This is a genomic window from Geodermatophilus ruber (genome assembly GCF_900114385.1).
Classification (GTDB): domain Bacteria; phylum Actinomycetota; class Actinomycetes; order Mycobacteriales; family Geodermatophilaceae; genus Geodermatophilus; species Geodermatophilus ruber.
This window is the reverse complement of record NZ_FOSW01000017.1, coordinates 64,724-85,681: the sequence shown is the minus strand read 5'-3', so window position 1 is coordinate 85,681 and position 20,958 is coordinate 64,724. Positions and strand designations below refer to the sequence as shown.

24 protein-coding genes are annotated in these 20,958 nt (G+C 74.4%); 12 read left to right on the top strand and 12 right to left on the bottom strand.

All coding sequences use genetic code 11. The annotated features are described in order from the left end of the window. Positions 1–88: 88 nt before the first annotated feature. Positions 89–1,159, top strand: a complete 1,071-nt coding sequence (locus BMZ50_RS21275) for an EAL domain-containing protein (RefSeq protein WP_245753788.1) — start codon at positions 89–91, stop codon at positions 1,157–1,159. Between the two features lie 67 nt (positions 1,160–1,226). Beyond that, positions 1,227–1,400 carry a DUF1059 domain-containing protein gene (locus tag BMZ50_RS21270; RefSeq protein ID WP_091329229.1) on the top strand — a complete coding sequence of 58 codons (174 nt, stop codon included), beginning with the start codon at positions 1,227–1,229 and terminating at the stop codon, positions 1,398–1,400. Between the two features lie 44 nt (positions 1,401–1,444). On the opposite strand, the gene BMZ50_RS21265 is transcribed toward BMZ50_RS21270, so the two are convergent. Beyond that, on the bottom strand, positions 1,445–2,368 hold the full coding sequence (locus BMZ50_RS21265) for an aldo/keto reductase (protein WP_091329228.1): 924 nt from the start codon (positions 2,366–2,368) through the stop codon (positions 1,445–1,447). 190 nt (positions 2,369–2,558) lie between these two features. On the opposite strand from BMZ50_RS21265, the gene BMZ50_RS21260 reads away from it, so the two are divergent. The 3 genes from BMZ50_RS21260 (at position 2,559) to folP (ending at position 5,208) form a co-directional block, all read left to right on the top strand. Then, entirely contained in the window at positions 2,559–2,843 is a 285-nt protein-coding gene (locus tag BMZ50_RS21260) for an HU family DNA-binding protein (protein ID WP_091329227.1), read from the top strand. A 120-nt stretch (positions 2,844–2,963) separates the two neighbouring features. Further along, positions 2,964–4,217, top strand: a complete 1,254-nt coding sequence (locus tag BMZ50_RS21255) for a serine hydrolase domain-containing protein (protein WP_091329224.1) — start codon at positions 2,964–2,966, stop codon at positions 4,215–4,217. A gap of 130 nt (positions 4,218–4,347) precedes the next feature. After that, positions 4,348–5,208: a dihydropteroate synthase gene (gene folP, locus BMZ50_RS21250; protein WP_091329222.1), complete on the top strand. Its 861-nt coding sequence runs from the start codon at positions 4,348–4,350 to the stop codon at positions 5,206–5,208. A 26-nt stretch (positions 5,209–5,234) separates the two neighbouring features. On the opposite strand, the gene BMZ50_RS21245 is transcribed toward folP, so the two are convergent. Then, entirely contained in the window at positions 5,235–5,678 is a 444-nt protein-coding gene (locus BMZ50_RS21245) for a hypothetical protein (protein WP_091329220.1), read from the bottom strand. Between the two features lie 214 nt (positions 5,679–5,892). Between BMZ50_RS21245 and BMZ50_RS21240 the strand changes: the two genes are divergently transcribed. Further along, entirely contained in the window at positions 5,893–6,276 is a 384-nt protein-coding gene (locus tag BMZ50_RS21240) for a VOC family protein (protein ID WP_091329218.1), read from the top strand. 72 nt (positions 6,277–6,348) lie between these two features. Next, positions 6,349–6,783: a PaaI family thioesterase gene (locus BMZ50_RS21235; protein WP_091329215.1), complete on the top strand. Its 435-nt coding sequence runs from the start codon at positions 6,349–6,351 to the stop codon at positions 6,781–6,783. Between the two features lie 61 nt (positions 6,784–6,844). Here the strand turns inward: BMZ50_RS21235 and BMZ50_RS21230 are convergent, their stop codons facing one another. Beyond that, on the bottom strand, positions 6,845–7,534 hold the full coding sequence (locus BMZ50_RS21230) for an RNA-guided endonuclease InsQ/TnpB family protein (RefSeq protein ID WP_091329213.1): 690 nt from the start codon (positions 7,532–7,534) through the stop codon (positions 6,845–6,847). A 172-nt stretch (positions 7,535–7,706) separates the two neighbouring features. On the opposite strand from BMZ50_RS21230, the gene BMZ50_RS21225 reads away from it, so the two are divergent. Further along, positions 7,707–9,299 carry a 4-coumarate--CoA ligase family protein gene (locus BMZ50_RS21225; RefSeq protein WP_091329211.1) on the top strand — a complete coding sequence of 531 codons (1,593 nt, stop codon included), beginning with the start codon at positions 7,707–7,709 and terminating at the stop codon, positions 9,297–9,299. Between the two features lie 138 nt (positions 9,300–9,437). Then, positions 9,438–10,430 (top strand): NAD(P)H-quinone oxidoreductase, encoded by a 993-nt coding sequence (locus BMZ50_RS21220; RefSeq protein WP_091329209.1) that lies wholly within the window; start codon positions 9,438–9,440, stop codon positions 10,428–10,430. 11 nt (positions 10,431–10,441) lie between these two features. Here BMZ50_RS21220 and BMZ50_RS21215 read toward each other — a convergent pair whose 3' ends face one another. The 5 genes from BMZ50_RS21215 to BMZ50_RS21200 form a co-directional block, all read right to left on the bottom strand. Next, positions 10,442–11,062: an anti-sigma factor family protein gene (locus BMZ50_RS21215; RefSeq protein ID WP_091329207.1), complete on the bottom strand. Its 621-nt coding sequence runs from the start codon at positions 11,060–11,062 to the stop codon at positions 10,442–10,444. After that, the gene (locus tag BMZ50_RS21210; RefSeq protein WP_245753786.1) at positions 11,059–11,571 is read right to left on the bottom strand and encodes a sigma-70 family RNA polymerase sigma factor; all 513 of its coding nucleotides are present in this window, start codon (positions 11,569–11,571) and stop codon (positions 11,059–11,061) included. Before BMZ50_RS21210 ends, BMZ50_RS21215 begins: the two co-directional genes overlap by 4 nt. Positions 11,572–11,579: 8 nt before the next feature. Then, positions 11,580–12,029 carry a hypothetical protein gene (locus BMZ50_RS21205; protein ID WP_143087246.1) on the bottom strand — a complete coding sequence of 150 codons (450 nt, stop codon included), beginning with the start codon at positions 12,027–12,029 and terminating at the stop codon, positions 11,580–11,582. A 20-nt stretch (positions 12,030–12,049) separates the two neighbouring features. Further along, the gene (locus BMZ50_RS25100; RefSeq protein WP_281245454.1) at positions 12,050–12,184 is read right to left on the bottom strand and encodes a hypothetical protein; all 135 of its coding nucleotides are present in this window, start codon (positions 12,182–12,184) and stop codon (positions 12,050–12,052) included. 71 nt (positions 12,185–12,255) lie between these two features. Beyond that, complete coding sequence (locus BMZ50_RS21200; RefSeq protein ID WP_091329201.1) at positions 12,256–13,479, bottom strand: cysteine desulfurase-like protein; 1,224 nt, start codon at positions 13,477–13,479, stop codon at positions 12,256–12,258. A 98-nt stretch (positions 13,480–13,577) separates the two neighbouring features. Here BMZ50_RS21200 and BMZ50_RS21195 point away from each other — a divergent pair, with 98 nt between their 5' ends. Next, positions 13,578–14,126 (top strand): bacterial proteasome activator family protein, encoded by a 549-nt coding sequence (locus tag BMZ50_RS21195; RefSeq protein ID WP_091329278.1) that lies wholly within the window; start codon positions 13,578–13,580, stop codon positions 14,124–14,126. A gap of 127 nt (positions 14,127–14,253) precedes the next feature. Here the strand turns inward: BMZ50_RS21195 and BMZ50_RS21190 are convergent, their stop codons facing one another. The 4 genes from BMZ50_RS21190 to serS form a co-directional block, all read right to left on the bottom strand. Beyond that, positions 14,254–15,882 carry a methyl-accepting chemotaxis protein gene (locus tag BMZ50_RS21190; protein WP_091329199.1) on the bottom strand — a complete coding sequence of 543 codons (1,629 nt, stop codon included), beginning with the start codon at positions 15,880–15,882 and terminating at the stop codon, positions 14,254–14,256. Between the two features lie 125 nt (positions 15,883–16,007). Next, on the bottom strand, positions 16,008–16,811 hold the full coding sequence (locus tag BMZ50_RS21185; protein ID WP_091329196.1) for a Cof-type HAD-IIB family hydrolase: 804 nt from the start codon (positions 16,809–16,811) through the stop codon (positions 16,008–16,010). Further along, the gene (locus BMZ50_RS21180; protein ID WP_091329194.1) at positions 16,804–17,715 is read right to left on the bottom strand and encodes an HAD family hydrolase; all 912 of its coding nucleotides are present in this window, start codon (positions 17,713–17,715) and stop codon (positions 16,804–16,806) included. Before BMZ50_RS21180 ends, BMZ50_RS21185 begins: the two co-directional genes overlap by 8 nt. Next, positions 17,712–19,013, bottom strand: a complete 1,302-nt coding sequence (serS, locus tag BMZ50_RS21175) for a serine--tRNA ligase (RefSeq protein WP_091329192.1) — start codon at positions 19,011–19,013, stop codon at positions 17,712–17,714. The genes BMZ50_RS21180 and serS overlap by 4 nt, the downstream gene beginning before the upstream one ends. A 146-nt stretch (positions 19,014–19,159) precedes the next feature. Between serS and BMZ50_RS21170 the strand changes: the two genes are divergently transcribed. Both BMZ50_RS21170 and BMZ50_RS21165 read left to right on the top strand, forming a co-directional pair. Beyond that, on the top strand, positions 19,160–20,593 hold the full coding sequence (locus tag BMZ50_RS21170) for a GuaB1 family IMP dehydrogenase-related protein (protein WP_091329190.1): 1,434 nt from the start codon (positions 19,160–19,162) through the stop codon (positions 20,591–20,593). After that, positions 20,590–20,937 carry a metallopeptidase family protein gene (locus BMZ50_RS21165; protein ID WP_091329188.1) on the top strand — a complete coding sequence of 116 codons (348 nt, stop codon included), beginning with the start codon at positions 20,590–20,592 and terminating at the stop codon, positions 20,935–20,937. Before BMZ50_RS21170 ends, BMZ50_RS21165 begins: the two co-directional genes overlap by 4 nt. Positions 20,938–20,958 lie beyond the last annotated feature (21 nt).

The window sequence follows — 20,958 nt, the reverse complement described above, 5'->3', positions numbered from 1 at the left end:
CCCCCACCGGGTGAGCCGGCCACCCCAGGATCAAGCCGGGTCGCCCGCGAACCGATGGGGGAGCATGCAGGGCACCCGAACGAGCAGCATGCCGGACTGCCGTCCGCTGCTCGCCGATCCCGACGACCTCACGCTGCTGTTCCAGCCGATCGTCGATCTGGCCGCGGCGCGGGTCGCCGGCTACGAGGTGCTGTCCCGCTTCCCGGGCACCGCCGGCCCCGACGTGTGGTTCGCCGCCGCGGCCGAGTGCGGGCTGGCCGCCGAGCTCGAGGCGCTGGCCATCGTCAAGGCGCTGGCGACCGTCCCCCGGCTGCCCGACAACACCTTCCTGACCGTCAACGTCAGCCCGCACCTGCTGGGCACCGCACCGATCCAGGAGGCGTTGGCCACCCGCCCCGACCTGCAGCGGGTGGCCATCGAGCTCACCGAGCACACGCCGGTCGACGACCTGGCGCAGCTGCACCGCCAGACCGAGGAGCTGCGCGCCCGCGGCGCCCTGATCGCCCTGGACGACGCCGGCTCGGGCTACTCGGGGCTGCAGCAGATGGCCGCCCTGCGGCCCCAGCTGGTCAAGCTCGACCGGGCCCTGGTCAGCCACGTCGACACCGACCCGGTCCGGACGGCGCTGGCCGAGATGGTGGGCGAGTTCGCCGGTCGGATCGACGCCTGGCTGCTCGCGGAGGGGATCGAGACCGTCGGCGAGCTGGCCGTCTTCGCCCGGCTCGGCGTGCCCCTCGCGCAGGGCTGGCTGCTGGGCCGTCCCGCGCCGGACTTCCTCCCGCTGTCCGCGGAGGCCACCCGCCTGGTGCGCGCGCAGGTCGCCCGCGCCCGGCTCACCGAGAGCGTGGCCAGCCTGCTGCGCCCGGTCCGCCAGAGCGACATCACCGCCAAGCACCCCGGCGTCCCGCCGGCGGTCCTGGTGGGTGGGCTGGGCGAGCCGGTCGGGCTGCTCCTGGCCGACCCGCGGACGGCCGAGGTCTACACCGCCCCGGTGTCGCTGCGCGTGCACCCCTCAGCCGGCATCGAGGAGACGCTGCAGCGGGCGCTGACCCGGCCACCGGCGCAGCGTTTCGACCCCGTCGTCTGCACCGACCCGACCGGCAACGTGCTCGGCCTGCTGCGCATCGAGGACCTCGCCTCGGCCGGGTCCGCCCGCTGACCCCCAGACCCCGGACGCCCGCCCGGGCAGCCCGGTACCACGACACCACCACGACAAGGAGTTCCCGATGAAGGCCTTCGCCTGCGGCGACGTCATCCCCGGGTGCAGCGCCCGCTTCTCCGCCTCGGACGAGGGCGGCATCCTCGCCCAGGTCGCCGGTCACGCGGCCGCCGATCACGGCGTCACCGACGTCACCCCGGAGCTGGTCCAGGCCGTCCGCGACCACATCCACACGACCTGAGCCCGCGGGGGGCCCGCGCAGCTCGGCTGCCGGGTCCCCGACGCTCAGGCCGAGGCGTCGGTGAGCAGCTTCAGCTCGTCGGCGGTGAGCCGGAGGTCCTGCATCGGCAACAGCTCGGCCAGCTGCTCGACGTTGCGGGCGCTGGCGATCGGCGACACGACGGTCGGCTGCTCGGCCAGCCAGCGCAGCGCCACCGCGGCCGGGGTCACGCCGTGCGCCGCGGCCACCTCGGCCAGCGCGGCCAGCACCCGGTCGCCCCGCTCCCCCACGTACTGCGAGGCGCCCGCCGCCCGCGGGGAGTCCACCCGCTCGCCGGCGCGGTACTTGCCGGTCAGGAAGCCGCGGGCCAGCCCGAAGTAGGGGATCGCGCCGAGCCCGTGCAACGCGACGACGTCGCGCAGCTCGCCCTCGTAGGCCGCGCGCTCCATCAGGTTGTAGTGCGGCTGCAGCGCGACGTAGCGGGCCAGACCCCGATGCTCGGAGATGTCCAGCGCCAGGGCCAGCCGGGGCGCCGAGTAGTTCGACGCCCCGATGTAGCGGACCTTGCCGCTGCGCACCAGCTCGTCGAAGGCCGTGAGCGTCTCCTCCAGCGGCGTCGTCTCGTCGTCGTAGTGCGCGTAGTACAGGTCGATGACGTCGGTCTGCAGGTTGCGCAGCGACCGCTCGGCCGCGGCCCGGATCTCCGGCGCGGACAGCGGGTGCTCCTTCTGCCCCGGCGAGGCCTTGGTCGCCACGACCATCCGCTCGCGCACCCCCCGCGCGGCCATCCAGGCGCCGATGATCTCCTCGGAGCGGCCGTTGCCGTACATCTCCGCGGTGTCGACGAACGGGGACTCGGTGCTCGGGGTCGCGTCGACGAAGCGGTCCAGCACCGCGAAGGACGTCGGCTCGTCCGCCGTCCACCCGAAGACGTTGCCGCCCAGGCACAGATCGCTCACGGTCAGGTCGGTCCCTGGGATCTGCGGCATGCCCCCACGCTAGGTCGGCCCGTCCCGCCGCGCTCTCCGGCCGGTGGGGCCGCTGGGGCGTGAGGGACCCGTTCGACCCCCCGCGGTGGCGGCCCCCCTACCCGGCATGACACCGTGCCCCCGGTCCGGACCTCCCGTTTTGCGCGGCGGTCCGGCCCTCGAACCTGTCCCACTCCCGAGAGGAAGCTTCATGAACAAGGCCGAACTCGTCTCCGCCATCGCCAAGCGGGCCGACGTCCCCGCCTCCACGGTCGACTCCGTGCTGGCCGGCCTCCAGGACGAGCTCGTCGACGCCATCACCCGCGGCGAGAAGGTGGCCGTCTCCGGCCTGCTGACCGTCGAGCGCACGCAGCGCTCGGCCCGCACCGGTCGCAACCCGCAGACCGGCGAGGCGATCGACATCCCCGCGGCCAACACGGTCAAGGTCAGCGCGGGCTCGAACCTCAAGAAGGCCGCCAGCAGCGTCCCGGTCTGATCGACCGCGCCGTCGCCGGCCGGGCGGCGCCGCCCCTGTGACCTGGCCCACGGGCTCGTGGGCCAGGATGCGGGGCAGCCGCCGCCCGGCACGGGCCGGCACACCGGGGACGGAGGACCCATGACGGCGCTGCAGGTGGACACCGATCCGGCCGAGGTCGGCTTCGACCCCGCCCGGCTGGCCCGCCTCGATCGGCGGCTGGCCCGCTGGGTCGACGACGGCCGGCTCCCCGGCCACCTCGTCACGGTCGCCCGGCACGGGCGGCTGGTGCACGTGGGCCGGTACGGACACCGGGACGTCGAGCGCGGCCTGCCGGTGGAGGACGACACCCGCTGGCGCATCTACTCCATGACCAAGCCGGTCACCTCCGTCGCGGCGATGATGCTCTACGAGGAAGGCGCCTTCGAGCTCTCCGACCCGATCGCGCGGTGGCTGCCGGAGTTCGGCGAGACCCGCGTGTACGTCGCCGGCTCGGCGCAGAAGCCGGTGACCGCGCCGCAGACCGAGCCCATCCGGGTGTGGCACCTGCTCACCCACATGTCGGGGCTCACCTACGGCTTCCACCACGCCCACCCGGTCGACGCGCTGTACCGGGCCGCCGGCCACGAGTGGGGTACCCCGGCCGGCGCCGACTCCGCCGAGGTGTGCCGGCAGTGGGCGGCCATCCCCCTGGTCTTCCAGCCCGGCTCCGAGTGGAACTACGGCGTCTCCACCGACGTGCTGGGCCGCCTGGTCGAGGTGCTCTCCGGCTCGCCGCTGGACGAGTTCTTCGAGCAGCGCATCTTCGCGCCGCTGGGCATGCGCGACACCTCCTTCGGCCTGCGCGAGGGCGACGACGTGGAGTCGCTGGCCCGGCTCTACACCGCCGTCCCGGGGACGCCCGACGGTGCGGCGACCGGGTTCGCCCCGCTCGACGCCATGGGCGCCGCGGCGCACCGCAAGCCCGCGTTCCTCTCCGGTGGCGGCGGGCTGGTCTCCACCGCCGGTGACTACCTGCGCTTCGTCGAGCTGCTGCGCCGCGGCGGCGCCTACGACGGCGGGCGGCTGCTCGGCCCGCGGACGATCGCCCACATGACCCGCAACCACCTGCCCGGTGACGCCGATCTGGAGACCTTCGGGCGGCCGCTGTTCGCCGAGACACCGCTGCGCGGGGTGGGCTTCGGGCTCGGCTTCTCGATGGTCATCGACCCGACCCGCTACGGCGTGGTGGCCAGCGCCGGCGACTACAGCTGGGGCGGGGCGGCGTCCACGGCGTTCTACGTCGACCCGGTCGAGGACGTGACGGTCAGCTTCTACACCCAGCTGCTGCCCTCGAGCACGCTGCCCATCCGCAACCACCTGCGCCAGCTGGTCAACCAGGCCCTCGTCGACTGAACGAGGCCCCGTCCTCCCCACCGTTCGCCGGCTCCGGGGGGAGCCGGGACGGGGCCGCGGCGGGCCCTGCAGGGGGCCCGGTTCGGGACGGGCCGAGACGGGCCGCTTCGCCGTCTGGTTGGGTGACGGCGTGCTGCGACTGGGGGCCCTCGAGGTGCCGGCCGGCCGGCTGGTCGTCATGGCGATCGTCAACCGCACCCCCGACTCCTTCTACGACCGGGGCGCCACCTACGAGCTGGCCGCCGCCGTCGAGCGGGTGGACCGGGTGGTCGCCGAGGGCGCGGACATGGTGGACGTCGGCGGGGTGAAGGCCGCCCCCGGTGAGGAGGTCGACGCCGCCGAGGAGATCCGCCGCACGGTCGATCTTGTCGCCGCGATCCGCGCCGCGCACCCGACGCTGCCCATCTCGATCGACACGTGGCGCGCAGAGGTCGCCCGGGAGGCGCTGGCCGCCGGCGCCGACGTCGTCAACGACGCCTGGGGCGGCGTGGACCCGAAGCTGGCCGAGGTGACCGCCGAGGCGGGCGCGGGGCTCGTCTGCACGCACGCCGGCGGCCTCCCGCCGCGCACCCGGCCGCACCGGATCACCTACGACGACGTCGTGGCCGACGTCCTGAGCCGGACGACGGCGCTGGCCGAGGCCGCGGTCGCGGCCGGGGTGGACCGCGAGCGGGTGCTCATCGATCCCGGGCACGACTTCGGCAAGAACACCCGGCACTCGCTGGAGGCCACCCGGCGCCTGGGCGAGCTGGTGGCCACCGGCTGGCCGGTGCTGGTGGCGCTGTCGAACAAGGACTTCGTCGGGGAGACGCTGGACGTCCCGCTCGAGCAGCGGCTCACCGGCACGCTGGCGGCCACGGCGGTGAGCGCCTGGCTGGGGGCGACGGTGTTCCGGGCGCACGACGTGGCCGCCACCCGGCAGACGCTGGACATGGTGGCCTCGATCCGCGGCGACCGGCCGCCGCTGCGCACCACCCGCGGCCTGGCCTGAGCCCGGCCGCGGGGGACGCGCGGAGGTCAGCCGGCGGTCCGGACCGGGCGCCGGACCGTGCTGCGGGGCACCGCGGGGCGCAGCACGGTCTTGCTGTGCGGCCGGACGACGACCAGGTCGCCGCCGCGCGCGGTGGCGGCCATGGCCTCGAAGACCAGCGGGTCGACCAGGGCGGTGCGGCTGCGGCCGTGGACGCCGGTCTGCCCGACGGCGCGCAGCAGCTGGGCGTCGAGGGCGACGAGTGTCCGGATGCGGCGGTCCTCCCGGGCGCCGCTGTCGAGCAGGGCGACGGCGAGGACGGTCGCCTCGCGACGGGCGGCCTCCTGCAGCGCCCAGACCAGCTCGGGCTGGACGGGAGCGGTGGGATCGACCAGCACCAGCAGCCGGGGATGTTCCCGGCGTGGCACGAGGGTGTCGAGGTACAGCGGCGCGATGCCGTCCGCGTGCGAGGTCTCGGGGGTCTGGGTCACGGGGGGTTCGGGCGGGCTGCCGGCTGGGGAAGCGGCGGGAGCCGACGTCATGACTCCAGCGTCGACCGGCCGGATCCGTTCCGCCAAGGTCGAAGGGCCCGGATCGGGCCGGAATCCCGGCGGCGGCCACTCCGCACCGGAGGTCCTGTCCCGATCTCCGCCCCGGGCCTAGCCTCGACCGCCGAGGAGCCCGCCGAACCGGGAGGTGCCCCAGATGAGCGGCCGGGTCGTGCACTTCGAGATCCCCGTCGACGACGGGGACCGCGCGCGCAGCTTCTACAAGGAGGCCTTCGGCTGGCAGGTGCAGCAGATGCCGGAGATGTCCTACACGCTCGTCACCACCGGCCCCAGCGGCCAGCAGGGGCCGGCCGAGCCCGGGTTCATCAACGGCGGGCTGCTGCCCCGCCGGGACGGCCCCGCGGCCGCACCCCTCGTGGTCGTCGAGGTGGAGAGCATCGACGTCGCGCTGGAGCGGGTCGCCGAGCTGGGCGGGGCGACCGTGCTGGGCAAGCAGCCGGTGGGCGCGATGGGGTTCACCGCGTACCTGCGGGACACCGAGGGCAACGTCGTCGGCCTGTGGGAGTCCGCCGCCGGATGACGGCCCGCACCGTGGGGTCGCCTCCCTCCCCACCGGAGGGACCCGAGGAAGGCGGCCACTAGGTTCCGACGCATGGCCGCCACCGGGTTCCGCACCGCCGACGAGCTCAACGCCCTGCTCCCGGGCACCCTCCCGGGGCTGCTGGGCCTGACGATCACCGCCCACGAGCCCGGGCGGCTGGAGGCGGCGCTCGAGGTCCGGCCGGAGCTGCTGGCGCCCAACGGCTACCTGCACGCCGCGACCGTGGTCGGGCTGGCCGACACCTCCTGCGGTCTGGCCACGCGGGCCCTGCTGCCCGAGGGGTCAGCCGGCTTCACCACGATCGAGCTGAAGAGCAACTTCCTGGGCACCGCGCGGGAGGGCCGGATCAGCACCGTGGCCACCAACGTCCACGCCGGGCGGACGACGCAGGTCTGGGACGCCGTCGTGCAGGCCGACTCGGGGAAGACGATCGCGCTGTTCCGCTGCACCCAGTCGGTGCTCTGGCCGCGCCCCCCCTTACGGTGAAAGTGTGATGGTTGCCCATCACACCCATCCCGTAAGCGCCCCTGTCCGGGGCGTCCAGTGCTTACGCCACGCCGAAGCGTGGCCGGCTGGTTCCTACTTCACCGGGCAGCACCGTCGCGGCCGGGACGGCTGCGGCTGACACCCACCCTCCACAGGCATGCCGAACAGATTCGGCTGACGGGCCGCCCGGGTGGCGGTCCCCGACCTGGGTCACGCACGGGCTCTGCGCACAAGGACACAGCCCGAGCGTGTGCTCGCCCCAGGCGGCGAGGTTGGCTGCTGCGTTGGCGTCCCGGTCGGCCACGTGGCCGCAGGCGTCGTTGTCGCAGCGGTAGGTGCGCTCGGCGAGGGTGAGCTTGGGTCTCACCGCACCACACGCCGAGCATGTCTTGGAGGACGCGAACCAGCGGTCCGCGACGATGCACTGCCCGCCGGAGCGGGCCGTCTTGTACGGCAACTGCCGGGCGAGTTCGGCCCAGCCTTGATCGCCGATCGCGGCCGCGAGTGCCCGGTTGGCCATAAGGTTGGCCGTGGCGAGATCCTCGACGACCACGACGCCGTAGGCGCGGGCGAGCCGCGCGGTGAAGCCGTGCAGCGCATCCGCGCGGACCGCGGCGACGCGGGCGTGCGCCCGGCCCAGCCGAGCCACCGCGCGCCGCCGGTTCGCCGACCCCTTGCGCGCCCGGGACACGGTCCGCTGCAAGTGCTTGACCTGCCGCAGCCGGTCGCGAAGCGCCCGCGACGCCGGCAACTCGGGCCGGACAGTTTCAGGGAACCCGCATCACACTCTCACCGTAAGGGTGTGCCGCGCTGAGCCGGGGTCGGCCTGCACGCGGTCGGGCGAACTCACCGGAAGCCGCTCGTGGCCCAGATCACTGCGGATGTGAGACTGGCGCCACACCGGAACCGAGAAGGAGTTCGCCGTGGCCCTGGCCAGCCCGTTTCCCGATGTCGAGATCCCCGACCTCTCGGTGCCCGAATTCGTCCTCGCCGCGGGGAGGGCCAAGCCCGACGCCCCCGCGCTGATCGACGGCCTCAAGGGCGACGTGATCACCCACGGCCAGCTCGCCGCCCACGTGGACCGGGTGGCGGCCAACCTGCACGCCCGCGGCCTGCGCAAGGGGGACGTCGTCGCCGTCTTCTGCCCGAACACGCCGTGGTTCCCGGTGGTGTTCCACGGGATCGCGGCGGCCGGCTGCGTGATGAGCCCGATCAACTCGCTCTACACGCCCGACGAGATCGCCTACCAGCTCAAGGACTCCGGCGCGAAGGTCCTCATCACGATCTCGCTGTTCATGGACCGCGCGGGCGCGGCCGTGCAGCAGACCCCGGTCGACGAGGTGATCGTGCTCGACGGCGCGGAGGGGCACGCCAACCTGTTCGACCTGCTGGATGCCGCCGCGCCCCCGGTGCAGGTCGACATCGACCCGGCCACCGACCTGGTCACGCTGCCCTACTCCAGCGGCACCACCGGCCTGCCCAAGGGCGTCATGCTGACCCACCGCAACCTGGTGGCCAACGTCGCGCAGTGCCGGCCGCTGATCCGGCTGGGCGAGGACGAGCGGATCATCGCCGTGCTGCCGTTCTTCCACATCTACGGGCTGACCGTGCTGATGAACCAGGGCCTGGCCTGGGGCGGTGCGGTGGTGACCCTGCCGCGCTTCGACCTCGAGGGCTTCCTGCGCACGATCCAGGAGCACAGGATCACCCGTGCGTTCGTCGCGCCGCCGATCGTGCTGGCGTTGGCCAAGCACCCGCTGGTCGACCAGTACGACCTCTCCTCGCTCACCTCGGTCCTGTCCGGCGCCGCCCCGCTGGACGAGCAGCTGGCGCTGGCCGCCGAGCAGCGGCTGCGCAAGGGCGCCGACTCCGGCGTCACGGTGGCGCAGGGGTACGGGATGACCGAGCTGTCGCCGGTCTCCCACACCACCCCGGACCCGGGCTCGGAGCCGGCCGGGTTCGACGTGCCCAAGGGCTCGGTCGGCTTCGCCGTCCCCAACACCGAGTGCCGGCTGGTCGACCCGGCGACCGGCGAGGACGCCGCCCCGGGCGAGCGCGGCGAGCTGTGGGTGCGCGGGCCGCAGGTGATGAAGGGCTACCTGAACAACCCGCAGGCCACCGCCGACACCCTCGACACCGACGGCTGGCTGCACACCGGCGACGTGGCGATCGTCGACGAGCGGGGCGCGTACACCGTGGTCGACCGGGTCAAGGAGCTGATCAAGTACAAGGGCTACCAGGTGGCCCCGGCCGAGCTGGAGGCCGTGCTGATCGGCCACCCGGAGATCGCCGACGCCGCGGTCATCGGCGTCCTGGACGAGGAGAGCGGCGAGGAGCTGCCCAAGGCGTTCGTCGTCCGCGCGCCCGGCTCGGGGGTCACCGAGGAGGCGGTCATGGAGTACATGGCCGGCAAGGTGGCGCCGCACAAGAAGGTCCGGCTCGTCGAGTTCATCGAGCAGGTGCCCAAGTCCGCGGCGGGCAAGATCCTGCGCAAGGACCTCCGGGCCGCGAAGTGAGGTCGCCGGCACTTCTCGGGCCGGCCCGTCCAGAGGCTCGCCGCGAGCCTGCCAGCGGTGAGGAGGCCGGCCCCGTCCAGAGGCTCGCCGCGAGCCTGCGAGCGGTGAGGAGGACGGGGTCCTTCTAGGGTCGGGGCCATGCGTGCGGTGACTCTCGACGGAGCGGGTGGACCTGAGGTGCTGGGCTGGGGCGAGGTCCCCGACCCGGACCCCGCGCCCGGCGAGGTGCTCGTCGACGTCGTCGCCACCGCCGTCAACCGGGCCGACCTGCTGCAGCGCGCCGGCTTCTACCCGCCGCCGCGCGGGGCCAGCGAGATCCTCGGGCTGGAGTGCAGCGGGGTGATCAGCGAGGTCGGCGAGGGCGTGACCGGCTGGAAGGTCGGCGACGAGGTGTGCGCGCTGCTGTCGGGTGGGGGTTACGCCGAGCGGGTCGCCGTCCCCGCCGGGCAGCTGCTGCCGCGCCCGGCCGGCGTGGAGCTGGCCACCGCGGCGGCGCTGCCCGAGGTGGTCTGCACCGTCTGGTCGAACGTGTTCATGCTGGCCGGGCTGACCCGCGGCGACAACTTCCTCGTGCACGGCGGCGCCAGCGGCATCGGCACCATGGCGATCCAGCTGGCCGCCCGCGCCGGGGCGCGGGTGCTCACCACCGCCGGCACCCAGGCCAAGCTCGACGTCTGCCGGGAGCTCGGCGCCGACGTGGGCATCAACTACCACGACGAGGACTTCGTCGAGCGGGTGCGGGAGGAGACCGACGGCGCCGGCGTCGACGTCATCCTCGACAACATGGGCGCCAAGTACCTGTCCCGCAACGTCGACGCGCTGGCCACCGGGGGCCGGCTGGTCTGCATCGGCATGCAGGGCGGCACCAAGGCCGAGATCGACCTCGGCGGGCTCATGCGCAAGCGCGGCTCGGTGCACGCCACGACACTGCGCGCCCGGCCGGCGACGGGGCCCGGCAGCAAGGCGGAGATCGTCGCCGCGGTGCGGCACGACGTCTGGCCGGACGTCGAGCGCGGGGTCATCCGGCCGATCGTCGACCGCCGGCTGCCGATGGCCCGGGCGGCCGAGGCGCACCGGGTGGTCGACGCGAGCGAGCACGTCGGCAAGGTGCTGCTGCTGACCGGCGACTGAGCCGGGGACGCTCACAGCGCGATCCGCAGCAGCTCCTGCCCCTCCCCGCCGAGCAGCAGGACGTCGGACACGGCGCCGGGATCCACCGCCGTCCAGCCGGTCCAGGTGCCGCCGCCGGCCGCGTCGACCGCCCACTCCCCGGCCGGGTGCCGCCGGCCGCTCGCGTCGACCACGACCAGCCGGCACTCAGCGCCCTCGGCGAGCCCGGCGACGTCGACGTCCAGCTCGGTGCCGTCGCCCCGACCGCTGAGGGTGACCGTCAGCTCCACCGGCCCCGAGGAGGCTGTCACGGTGGTGGCCTCGCTTCCCTCCGGCCAGACGGCGACGCCGGCCGCGGCGCCCCCGACCGCCAGGACGACGGCTGCCGCAGCCGGCAGCAGCCGGGCGCGCCGGGGCGGTGGGCCGGTCGCCGCCGCCACCCGGTCGAACAGGTCCGGGGACGGCGCGACGGGGGCCGACCGCAGGTCCGCCGGGTCCACCAGCGCCAGCAGCCTCGGCAGGCCGGACAGCTCCGCGAGCTCCTGACGGCAGGCCGCGCACCCGCGCAGGTGCTCCTCCACCCGGCGCCGCCCGTCGGGCTCGAGCCCGTCCAGCACGTAGCCCCCGAGGTCGGTGACCTGCGGGCACCTCACGTCGTCACCCCTCGCTCGGCCAGCGCCAGACGCAGCGCCCGGAGCGCGTAGTAGCTGCGTGACTTCACCGTGCCCGGCGGGATCCCGAGCGCGGCGGCCGCCTCGCCCACCGACCGCCCCCGGAAGTAGGTCTCGACGATCACCGCCCGGTGCTCGGCCGACAGCGAGGCCAGCGCGTCGGTGACGATGATCCGGTCGAGGGCACCGTCCAGGTCGTCGAGGCCGGGCACCGCCTCCAGCCCGTCGTCGGGGACCTCCGCGGGCCGGACCCGGCGGGCCCGGTGCGCGTCCACGGCGAGGTGGTGGGCGACGGTGAACAGCCACGGGCGGACCGGCGCGGCGGCCGGCTCGAGCCGGTCGAGGTGCCGCCAGGCGCGGACCAGCGTCTCCTGGACCAGGTCCTCGGCCCGCGCGCGGTCGCCGTCGCAGAGCCGCAGCGCGTAGGCCAGCAGGGCCGCGACGTGGGCGTCGTAGAGGGCGCGCAGGCTCCGCTCCCGGGTGTCGCCCACGCGCACCCTCACCGGTCCGGACGGACCGGTGCGGCCCCCGCCCCGGCTCCGGGGTGGACGACGGCGAGCGCGAGCAGCACCGCCGCGCCGAACAACTCCACCACCACGCTCGGCCAGAACAGCGTGGCCTGCGTCGCCTCGACGAAGCCGAACAGCCCGACCGCCACCGCCAGCAGCAGCGCGGCGAGCGTGCCGGCCTGCAGCAGCGCCCCGAGCGCGGCGGCCAGGGGCAGCCAGCGGCGCGGCACGGCCAGGACGGCGAGGCAGAGCACGACGGCCGCGATGACGTCGAACAGGAACAGCGGCCCGATCCAGTCGATCGTGCTGTACCCGGCGTTCCAGAGGTAGAGGTGGATCCCGGCCGTGGCGGCCAGCAGGCCGGCCCCGAGCACCCGCAGCATCAGCAGCCCGAACTGCGACAGCTGCGACCACGGCACGGCGGGACGGGAACGGCTCACGGGGCTCTCCTCCGGGCCGGTCAGTATCCGGGCAGCGGGGCCGTCGCGGGGGGCTCGGTGACGCGGGTGCCCTCGGACGTGTCGTCGTCGGCGCACCCGGCCGTCCGGAGCGCCCCCAGGACCAGCGCGGCGGTCAGGACCGGTCTCGTCCGCACGGCAGCTCTCCTCCCGGCGGCCCCCGGGCGGGGGCCGTCACCAGGGAGCACGGCCGGGGAGCGGGAACGGTTCAGCGGGCGCGGAGCGCGGCCACCGAGTCGATCACGTAACCGACCTCCTCGGCGGTGTTGTAGTGCATCAGTCCCAGCTGGACCGCCCCGCCCTGCTCGTTGACCCCGAGCGCGTCGAAGAGCTCGCGGGCGTAGAAGTCGCCGTCCCAGGCGCAGATGCCGCGCCGGGCCAGCTCGACGGCGACCTGCCGCGGCCGCATGCCGTCGACGGTGAACGACAGCGCCGGGGTGCGGTCCCCCGGCGAGCCGAGCACCTGGACGTGCCGCATGGCGCGCAGGGCCTGGTCCAGCCAGGCGAACAGGCTGCTCTCGTAGGCGGCCACCGCGCCCATCGAGCCGCGCAGCCGGTCGCGCCGCGAGCCGGTCGCGTCCTCGCTGAGCGAGGCGAGGTGGTCCACGGCGGCGCTCACACCCGCCAGGAGCTCCAAGGCGGGGCTGCCGTTCTCGAACCGGTCGGGCACCCGTTCGGGTGCGGGCACCAGCTTGTCGGGCTCCAGCTCCTGCAGCAGCGCCGGGTCGGCGACCACCGCGCCGACGTGCGGGCCGCACCACTTGTCCGCCGCGACCGCGAGGAAGTCCGCACCCATGGCCCGGGCGTCGAGGAAGTGGTGCGCGGCGGCGTGCACGGCGTCGACGTAGACCAGCGCCCCCACCGCGTGTGCCCGCTCGGCGATCGCCGCCACGTCGGGGCGGGTGCCGATCGCGCCGCTGGCGGCGGTCACCGCCACCAGCCGGGTCCGGTCGCCGAGCAGCTCGTCGTACTGCCAGTCGGGCAGCTCACCGGTCTCGATGTCCACCTCGGCCCACCGCACCAGCACACCGATCTCCTCGGCCAGCTGCACCCACGGCCGGACGTTCGCGTCGTGGTCGAGCCGGCTGACGACGATCTCGTCGCCCGGGCGCCAGGTGCGGGCCAGCGCCCGGGCCAGCGCGTAGGTCAGCGTGGTCATGTTCGGCCCCAGGACGACGCCGGTGGAGACCCCGCCCACCAGGTCGGCGACGGCGGCCCGGGCGCTGGCGACCAGCCCCTCGGCGCGCGCCGAGGCCGGGAACGCCCCGCCCCGGGCGGCGATCGGCACCCGCATCGCCTGGGCCACGGCCAGCACCACGTTCTCCGGGAGCAGGGTGCCGGCCGCGCCGTCGGCGTGCACGAAGCCGTCGGAGAGCCCCGGGAACAGGCCGCGGACGCGGGCGACGTCCAGCCGCCCCTCCCCCGTCCCCATGGCCATCGACCCTAGACGCTGGCAGCACGGGCCGACGCCGGCCCGGCCGCCCACCCTCCGACGTTCACCCGTTCGGTCAGCGGGGGAACATGGACGGCATGACCGCACCGGGAAACGGCAGTGAACGTTCTCAGCAGGTCCTCGTCGTCGGGCCCGACGGCCGGCCGGTCGGCGCGATGCCCGCACCACCGCCCGAGGGGGCCGAGGGGCAGGTCGCGGTGAGCGTCAACGACATGGTCGAGCAGCCGGCGAAGGTCATGCGGATCGGCACGATGATCAAGCAGCTGCTCGAGGAGGTCCGCGCGGCGCCGCTGGACGACGCCAGCCGCAACCGGCTGCGCGACATCCACGCCTCCTCCATCCGGGAGCTCGAGCAGGGCCTGGCGCCGGAGCTGCGCGAGGAGCTGGAGCGGATCACGCTGCCGTTCAGCGAGGGCGAGACCCCCTCGGACGCCGAGCTGCGGATCGCACAGGCGCAGCTGGTCGGCTGGCTCGAGGGCGTCTTCCACGGCATCCAGACCGCGCTGTTCGCCCAGCAGATGGCCGCCCGCGCCCAGCTGGAGGAGATGCGCCGGGCGCTGCCGGGCGGCCACCCCCCGCAGCAGCCCGACCACCACCTGCGCCCCGGCGGCGGCCAGTACCTCTGACGCTGTCGTCCGACCGGACGACCGTGTCGCCAGGAGCCGCCGAGGTGCGCGGAGCCGTTGCACGTGTCCCGGCGTGGAGGCCTCCGGCCTCCACGCCGGGACACGTCAGTTCGTCATCCGTCTGCGGTCACACGGTGAACCGGCGGACGGCGGCCTGCAGCTCCCCGCTCATCCGGGCCAGCTCCGCCGAGGCCCGCTGGGCGTCGGACACCCGGTCGTTGGTCTGCTGCGTTCCGGCGGCCAGGCCGGTGATCGCCGCGGCGATGTCCCGCGACCCGCTCGCGGCCTCGGCCACGTTGCGGTTCATCTCGTTGCTGGTCGCCGTCTGCTCCTCCACCGCGGCGGCGATCGTCGCCTGGAAATCGTTGATCTCCGCGATCACCGCGCTGATCTGACCGATCGCCTCCACCGCGCCGGCGGTGTCGGCCTGGATCGCCTCCACCCGCCGGGAGATGTCCTCGGTCGCCCGCGCCGTCTCCTGCGCCAGCTCCTTGACCTCGCTGGCGACCACGGCGAAGCCCTTGCCCGCCTCCCCCGCGCGGGCCGCCTCGATGGTGGCGTTGAGCGCCAGCAGGTTCGTCTGCTCGGCGATCCCGTTGATCAGCTTCACCACGGTCGCGATCTCCTTCGAGGAGTCCCCGAGCTTCCCGACCGTCTGCGTCGTCGTCTCCGCGACCGACACCGCCTGACCGGCGACGCGGGCGGCCTCCGTCGCGTTCTGCGCGATCTCCCGGATCGCCGTCTCCATCTGCGACGACCCGGTCGCCACCGTGTCCACGCTGGTCGCGACCTCACCGGCCGAGGCCACGACCCGGTCGGCCTGGCCCGCCGCCGTCCGCGCGTTGTCGGCGATCGCGTCCCCCGCCGCCTTCAGCTTGTGCGACGCCCCCTCCAGCTGGTGGGCCGAGTCGCCGACCAGGGTCAGCACGCTGCCGATGGCGTCGAGGGTGTGGTCGAGGGAGCGGGCCACCTCGCCCAGCTCGCCCCCTCCGGCCTGCCCGCTGCGGACGGTCAGGTCGCCGCCGGCCACCCGGCCGAGCACGTCCCGGATCCGCTGCACCGGCCGGGTGACGCTCCGGGCGACCAGCACCGCCAGCACCAGGGAGACGACCAGCCCCACGACGATGAGCGCGACGGTGATGTTCCGGGCGCTGACGTACGCGTCGTGCGCGGCGGCGGCGATCTGCGCCGCGTAGTGCGCCTCCGCCTCCGTGGCCGCGTCCAGCGCCGCCACCCCGGCCGCCTCGTCGGCCTCCAGCTGCGCGATCGCGGGCACGGCGGTGGCCCAGTCGTTCGTCCGGAGCGCGACGTTCACCTGCTCCAGCACCACCAGGTAGCTGTCCTGGGCGGTGACGAACTCGCGGAAGCGCTCGGCCGCCTCCCGGCCCAGCGGAACCGCCGACACGACCTCGCCCTGGGCCAGCAGCGCCTCGCGCGCGTCCTCGGCCTTGGCCCGGTTCGCGGCGATGACCTCGGGCGCCACCGTCACGATGTTCGCCCGGGAGGCGAAGGTCTGGAAAGTCCACCAGCTCGCCTGCAGCTTCTGCAACTCGTTGAGGGGGACGGTCCCCTCGGTGTAGACCCGCTCGGCGCTGTCGCTGAGCGCGCTCATCCGCTGCACCCCGAGGACGCCGACGGCCAGGGTGGTCAGCGCCACCACGAGGATGGCGCCCATCAAGCGCCCGCGCAGCCCCACCCGGCCGAGGAGACCTGGTTCGGGCGCGGCGGGCGGTACCTGGGCGTGAGCGGCATCCATGCCGGGGCTCCTCGGGTCGGGACGGTGGACCGCCGGGTGAGCGGTCCTCGTACACCGACTTTCGTCAGCGATCTCACATTCTTGAGTCAGACCACCGAACCGACGGACAGCGGTCCGCGGAGCGGTCAGAGCGAGGCGAGGAAGGCCGCGACGCCGTCGTCGCCGTTGGTGCCGGTGACGTCGGTGGCGGCGGCGAGCAGATCGGGGTGGGCGTGCGCCATGGCCACCGCCCGGCCGCCGCCCTCGCGGACCCACTCGAAGGCGGCGATGTCGTTGGGCATGTCGCCGAAGACGACGACGTCCCCCGGGTCGACGCCGTGCCGGGCGGCGACCTTGGCCAGCCCGGTGGCCTTGGTGACGCCGAGCGCGGAGATCTCCGCCAGCGCCTCGCTCGAGGAGTTGGTGACCGTCGCGCTCCTCCCCACCACGGTCTCCACCAGCGCGACGAACTCGTCCCGGGGCACCGCCTCGTGCCGGGCCAGCAGCTTGGCCACCGGCGCGGCGATCAGCTCGGGCAGCTCCGCGACGGCCACGCCGGGCGCGTCGACGTCCCACCGCGGCTGGTAGATCGGCTCGTGCCGGAACTCCAGCCCGTACTCGACGGCGAACCAGGTGTCGGGCTGGTGCCGGCGCAGCTCGGCGGTGATCTCCCGCAGCACCTCCGGGTGCAGGAGGTCCTCGTCGAGGATCTCGAAGCTCTCCAGGTCCAGCAGCACCGCACCGTTGCAGCACACCGCTGTCCCGTGCCGCAACACCTGGCGGATGCGGTGCATCCAACGCGGGGGCCGCCCGGTGGCCAGCACCACGGGCACGCCGTCGGCCCGCCAGCGCTCCAGCTCGGCCACGGTCGCGTCGCTGACCGTGTCGTCCGCGCGCAGCAGGGTGCCGTCCATGTCGCTGGCGATCAGCCGCGGCCGCCAGTCAGACACCCAGCACCGCCTCCAGGTACCGCGCGACGCCGTCGACGTCGTGGCCGCTGGTCACCAGCGGCGTGGCCGCCCGGACGGCGGGGTGCGCGTTGGCCACCGCGACCGCCCGCCCGCCCGCGGCCTGCACCGCCTCGATCATCGGCAGGTCGTTGGGCATGTCGCCGAAGACGAGCACGTCACCGAACCCCACCCCGTAGCGCTCCAGCGCGAGCGCCAACCCGGTGGCCTTGGTGATCCCCGGCGGCAGCACCTCGATGAACCCCAGCCCCGCGTGGGTCACCTCGGCCTCGGTGGGGTCGACGACCTGGCGGGCGCGGGCGAGCAGCTCGTCCTGCCCCACCGACGAGGACCGCAGGAAGACCTTGAGCACCGGCCCGGGCGGGAGCACCTCGTTGCGGGGCAGCAGGTGCGCGGGCTCCGGGTAGGGCCAGTCGAACCCGTGCTGCACCCGGAGCGGCCCCTGGGACTCAGCCTGCTCGGCGGCGTCCTCGACGGCGACGATCAGCTCGCCGGCGACCTCCTCGATCCGCTCGATGACCGCCACGGCCTGCGCGCGGGGCAGCCCGACGGTGCGCAGCACCTCGTCGCGCTCCAGGTCGACGACGAAGCCGCCCTGGGCGAGGACGGCGATGCCCCGGCCGTCGAGCGCGCCGCGGACGCTGTCCAGCAGCCGCGGCCCGCGCCCGGTGACGCCGACGACCGGGATGCCGACGGCCCAGCTGGCCTCCATCGCCGCGCGGGTGCGCGGGGTGACCGCGCCGGTCGAGTGCAGCAGCGTGCCGTCGAGATCGGTGGCGACCAGCCGGGGGCGCCAGCCGTCGAGGTCCCCGAGGTCGACGACGACGTCGGAGCCGAGCCCGGCGTGCCCGGAGGAGGGCAGCACCCCCGGGTGCGGTGGACTCATGCGGCCGTCGGCGGGACCGCCGCCGTCAGGGTCATGCCCGGGGTCAGCAGCTCCACCCCGCCGAGCCAGGGCCGCAGCGCCTTGGGCACGTGGACCGAGCCGTCGGCGCGCTGGTGCACCTCGAGCAGGCAGGCGATCGTGCGGGCGATCGCGCACAGGGTGCCGTTGAGGGTGGCGACGGTCTGCGGCTTGCCGTCCTCGTCCCGGTAGCGGATGTTCAGCCGCCGGGCCTGGAAGGTCGCGCAGTCCGACGCCGACGTCAGCTCGCGGTAGGTGCCCTGGCTGGGGAACCAGGCCTCGATGTCGAACTTGCGCGCGGCGCTGGTGCCCAGGTCGCCGGCGGCGATGTCGACGACGCGGTAGGGCACCTCCAGCGCCTGGAGGAACTCCTCCTCCCAGGCCAGCAGCCGCTGGTGCTCGGCGGCGGACTCCTCCGGCCGGCAGTAGCTGAACATCTCGACCTTGTCGAACCAGTGCACGCGGATGAGGCCGCGGGTGTCCTTGCCGTAGGAGCCGGCCTCGCGCCGGAAGCAGGAGGACCACCCGGCGTAGCGCCGCGGCTGCGCGCCCAGGTCGAGGACCTCGTTCATGTGCATGCCGGCGAGCGGGACCTCCGACGTGCCCACCAGGTAGAGGTCGTCGCGCTCGACCTTGTAGACCTCCTCGGCGTGCGCGCCCAGGAAGCCGGTGCCCTCCATCGGCTCGGGGCGGACCAGGGCCGGCGCGATGACCGGGGTGAACCCGGCGGCGACGGCCCGGCTGATCGCCAGCTGGGCCAGCGCGAACTCCAGCAGCGCGCCCGGGCCGGTCAGGAAGTAGAACCGGGCGCCGGAGACCTTCGCGCCGCGCTCCATGTCGATGGCGCCGAGCAGCTCGCCGATCTCGACGTGGTCCCGCACGGGGAAGTCGTAGGTGGGCACCTCGCCGACGGTGCGCAGGGTCACCGCGTCGTCCTCGCCGCCGGGCGGCACGTCGTCGTGGACGACGTTCGGGATCGCCAGGTGCGCCTCGCGCAGCGCGGCGTCCGTGGCCCGCTGCGCCTCCTCGGCCTCCTTCACCTGGGCGGCCAGCGCCTTGGCGCGCTCCAGGACGGCGGGCCGCTCCTCGGGGGAGGCCTTCTTCACCGCCTGGGAGGCCGCCTTCTGCTCGGCCCGCAGGTCGTCGGCCCGCCGGACCGCCTCGCGGCGGGCGGCGTCGGCGGCGAGCAGGACGTCGACCAGGGACTCGTCGGCCCCACGCGTGCGCTGGCTGGCCTTGACGAGGTCGGGGTGCTCGCGCACGAGTCGCAGGTCGATCACCCAGACGATGGTACGGAGCCGCCCCGCGAGGGTGGGCGCGGTGGCGCGGAGACCGGAGGCCTCCCGGCGCCGTGGGCAGGATGCCCTCGTCGCAGCGGGGGCGCGGCCATTGGCCGGGGTGTGCTCCGGAGGGCGACAATGAGGCAATGCGCTTCCTCGGCGAGACCCGGCCGGCCACCGACCTGACCTATGCCGACGTGTTCATGGTGCCCAACCACTCCACGGTGGGCTCCCGGCTGGAGGTCGACCTGACCACGCCGGACGGCGTCGGCACGACCATCCCGGTCGTCGTCGCCAACATGACCGCGATCAGCGGACGGCGGATGGCCGAGACCGTCGCCCGCCGCGGGGGGCTGGCCGTGCTGCCGCAGGACATCCCGGTCGACGTCGTCGGCGAGGTGGTCTCCTGGGTGAAATCGCGCCACCCGGTCTACGACACCCCGATCACACTGTCGCCGTCGTCCACCGTGGCCGAGGCGCTGTCGCTGCTGACCAAGCGGGCGCACGGCGTGGTCGTCGTGGTCGAGGACGGCGTCCCGGTCGGCGTGGTCACCGACGGCGCCTGCCAGGACGTCGACCGCTTCACCCAGCTCTCCCAGGTGATGGCGCCCGACCCGCTGACCATCCCGGCGGGCACCGACCTGCCCAAGGTGTTCGACGTGCTGTCCGACGCGCGGGTCAGCGCGGCACCGGTGGTCGAGGGCGACCGGCTGGTCGGGATCATCACCCGCAAGGGCGCGCTGCGCTCGGCGCTGTACACCCCGGCCGTCAACGAGGACGGCTTCCTGCTCACCTCCGCGGCCGTCGGCATCAACGGCGACGTGGCGGGCAAGGCCGGCGCCCTGCTGGCCGCCGGGGTCGACGTGCTCGTCGTGGACACTGCGCACGGGCACCAGGAGAAGGCGATCGAGGCCGTGCGCGCGGTGCGGTCGGTGGCCGGTTCCGTACCGGTCGTCGCGGGCAACGTGGTCACCGCCGAGGGGACGCGCGACCTGATCGAGGCCGGCGCCGACGTCGTCAAGGTCGGCGTCGGACCCGGCGCCATGTGCACCACGCGGATGATGACCGGCGTCGGCCGGCCGCAGTTCTCCGCCGTCGAGGAGTGCGCCGCGGCGGCCCGCGCGCTGGGCAAGCACGTGTGGGCCGACGGCGGCGTCCGCCACCCCCGGGACATCGCCCTCGCGCTGGCCGCCGGCGCGGCCAACGTCATGGTCGGCTCCTGGTTCGCCGGCACCTACGAGAGCGCCGGCGACATCCACGACGACGGCCAGGGCCGCTATTACAAGGAGTCCTTCGGCATGGCGTCGGCGCGGGCGGTCAAGGCCCGGACGTCGACCCAGAGCGGTTTCGAGCGGGCACGGGCCGGGCTGTTCGAGGAGGGCATCAGCTCCTCGCGGATGTACCTGGACCCGGCCCGGCCCGGCGTGGAGGACCTCATCGACCAGATCGTCGCCGGGGTGCGTTCCTCGTGCACCTACGCCGGCGCGCGCACCGTCGACGAGCTGCACGAGCGCGCGGTGCTGGGGGTGCAGAGCGCGGCCGGGTACGAGGAGGGCCGGCCGCTGCCGACCAGCTGGTGAAGCCACTGCCGCTGCCGGTGTTCGAGGCGCTGGTCGCCGACGCCCTCGACGAGGTGCCGGCGGAGCTGATGGCGCTGCTGGACAACGTCGTCGTCCTGGTCGAGGACCGCAATCCCGACGAGCCGGAGCTGCTCGGCCTCTACGAGGGGTACGCGCTGACCGAGCGCGGCTGGCACTACGGCGGGGCCCTGCCGGACCGGATCATGATCTACCGCGAGGCGATCTGTGAGATCTGCGAGACCGCGGAGGAGATCACGGAGGAGGTCACGATCACCGTCGTCCACGAGATCGCGCACCACTTCGGAATCGACGACGGCCGGCTGCACGAGCTCGGCTGGGGATGAGGCCCCCTCCGGTCGTGGCCT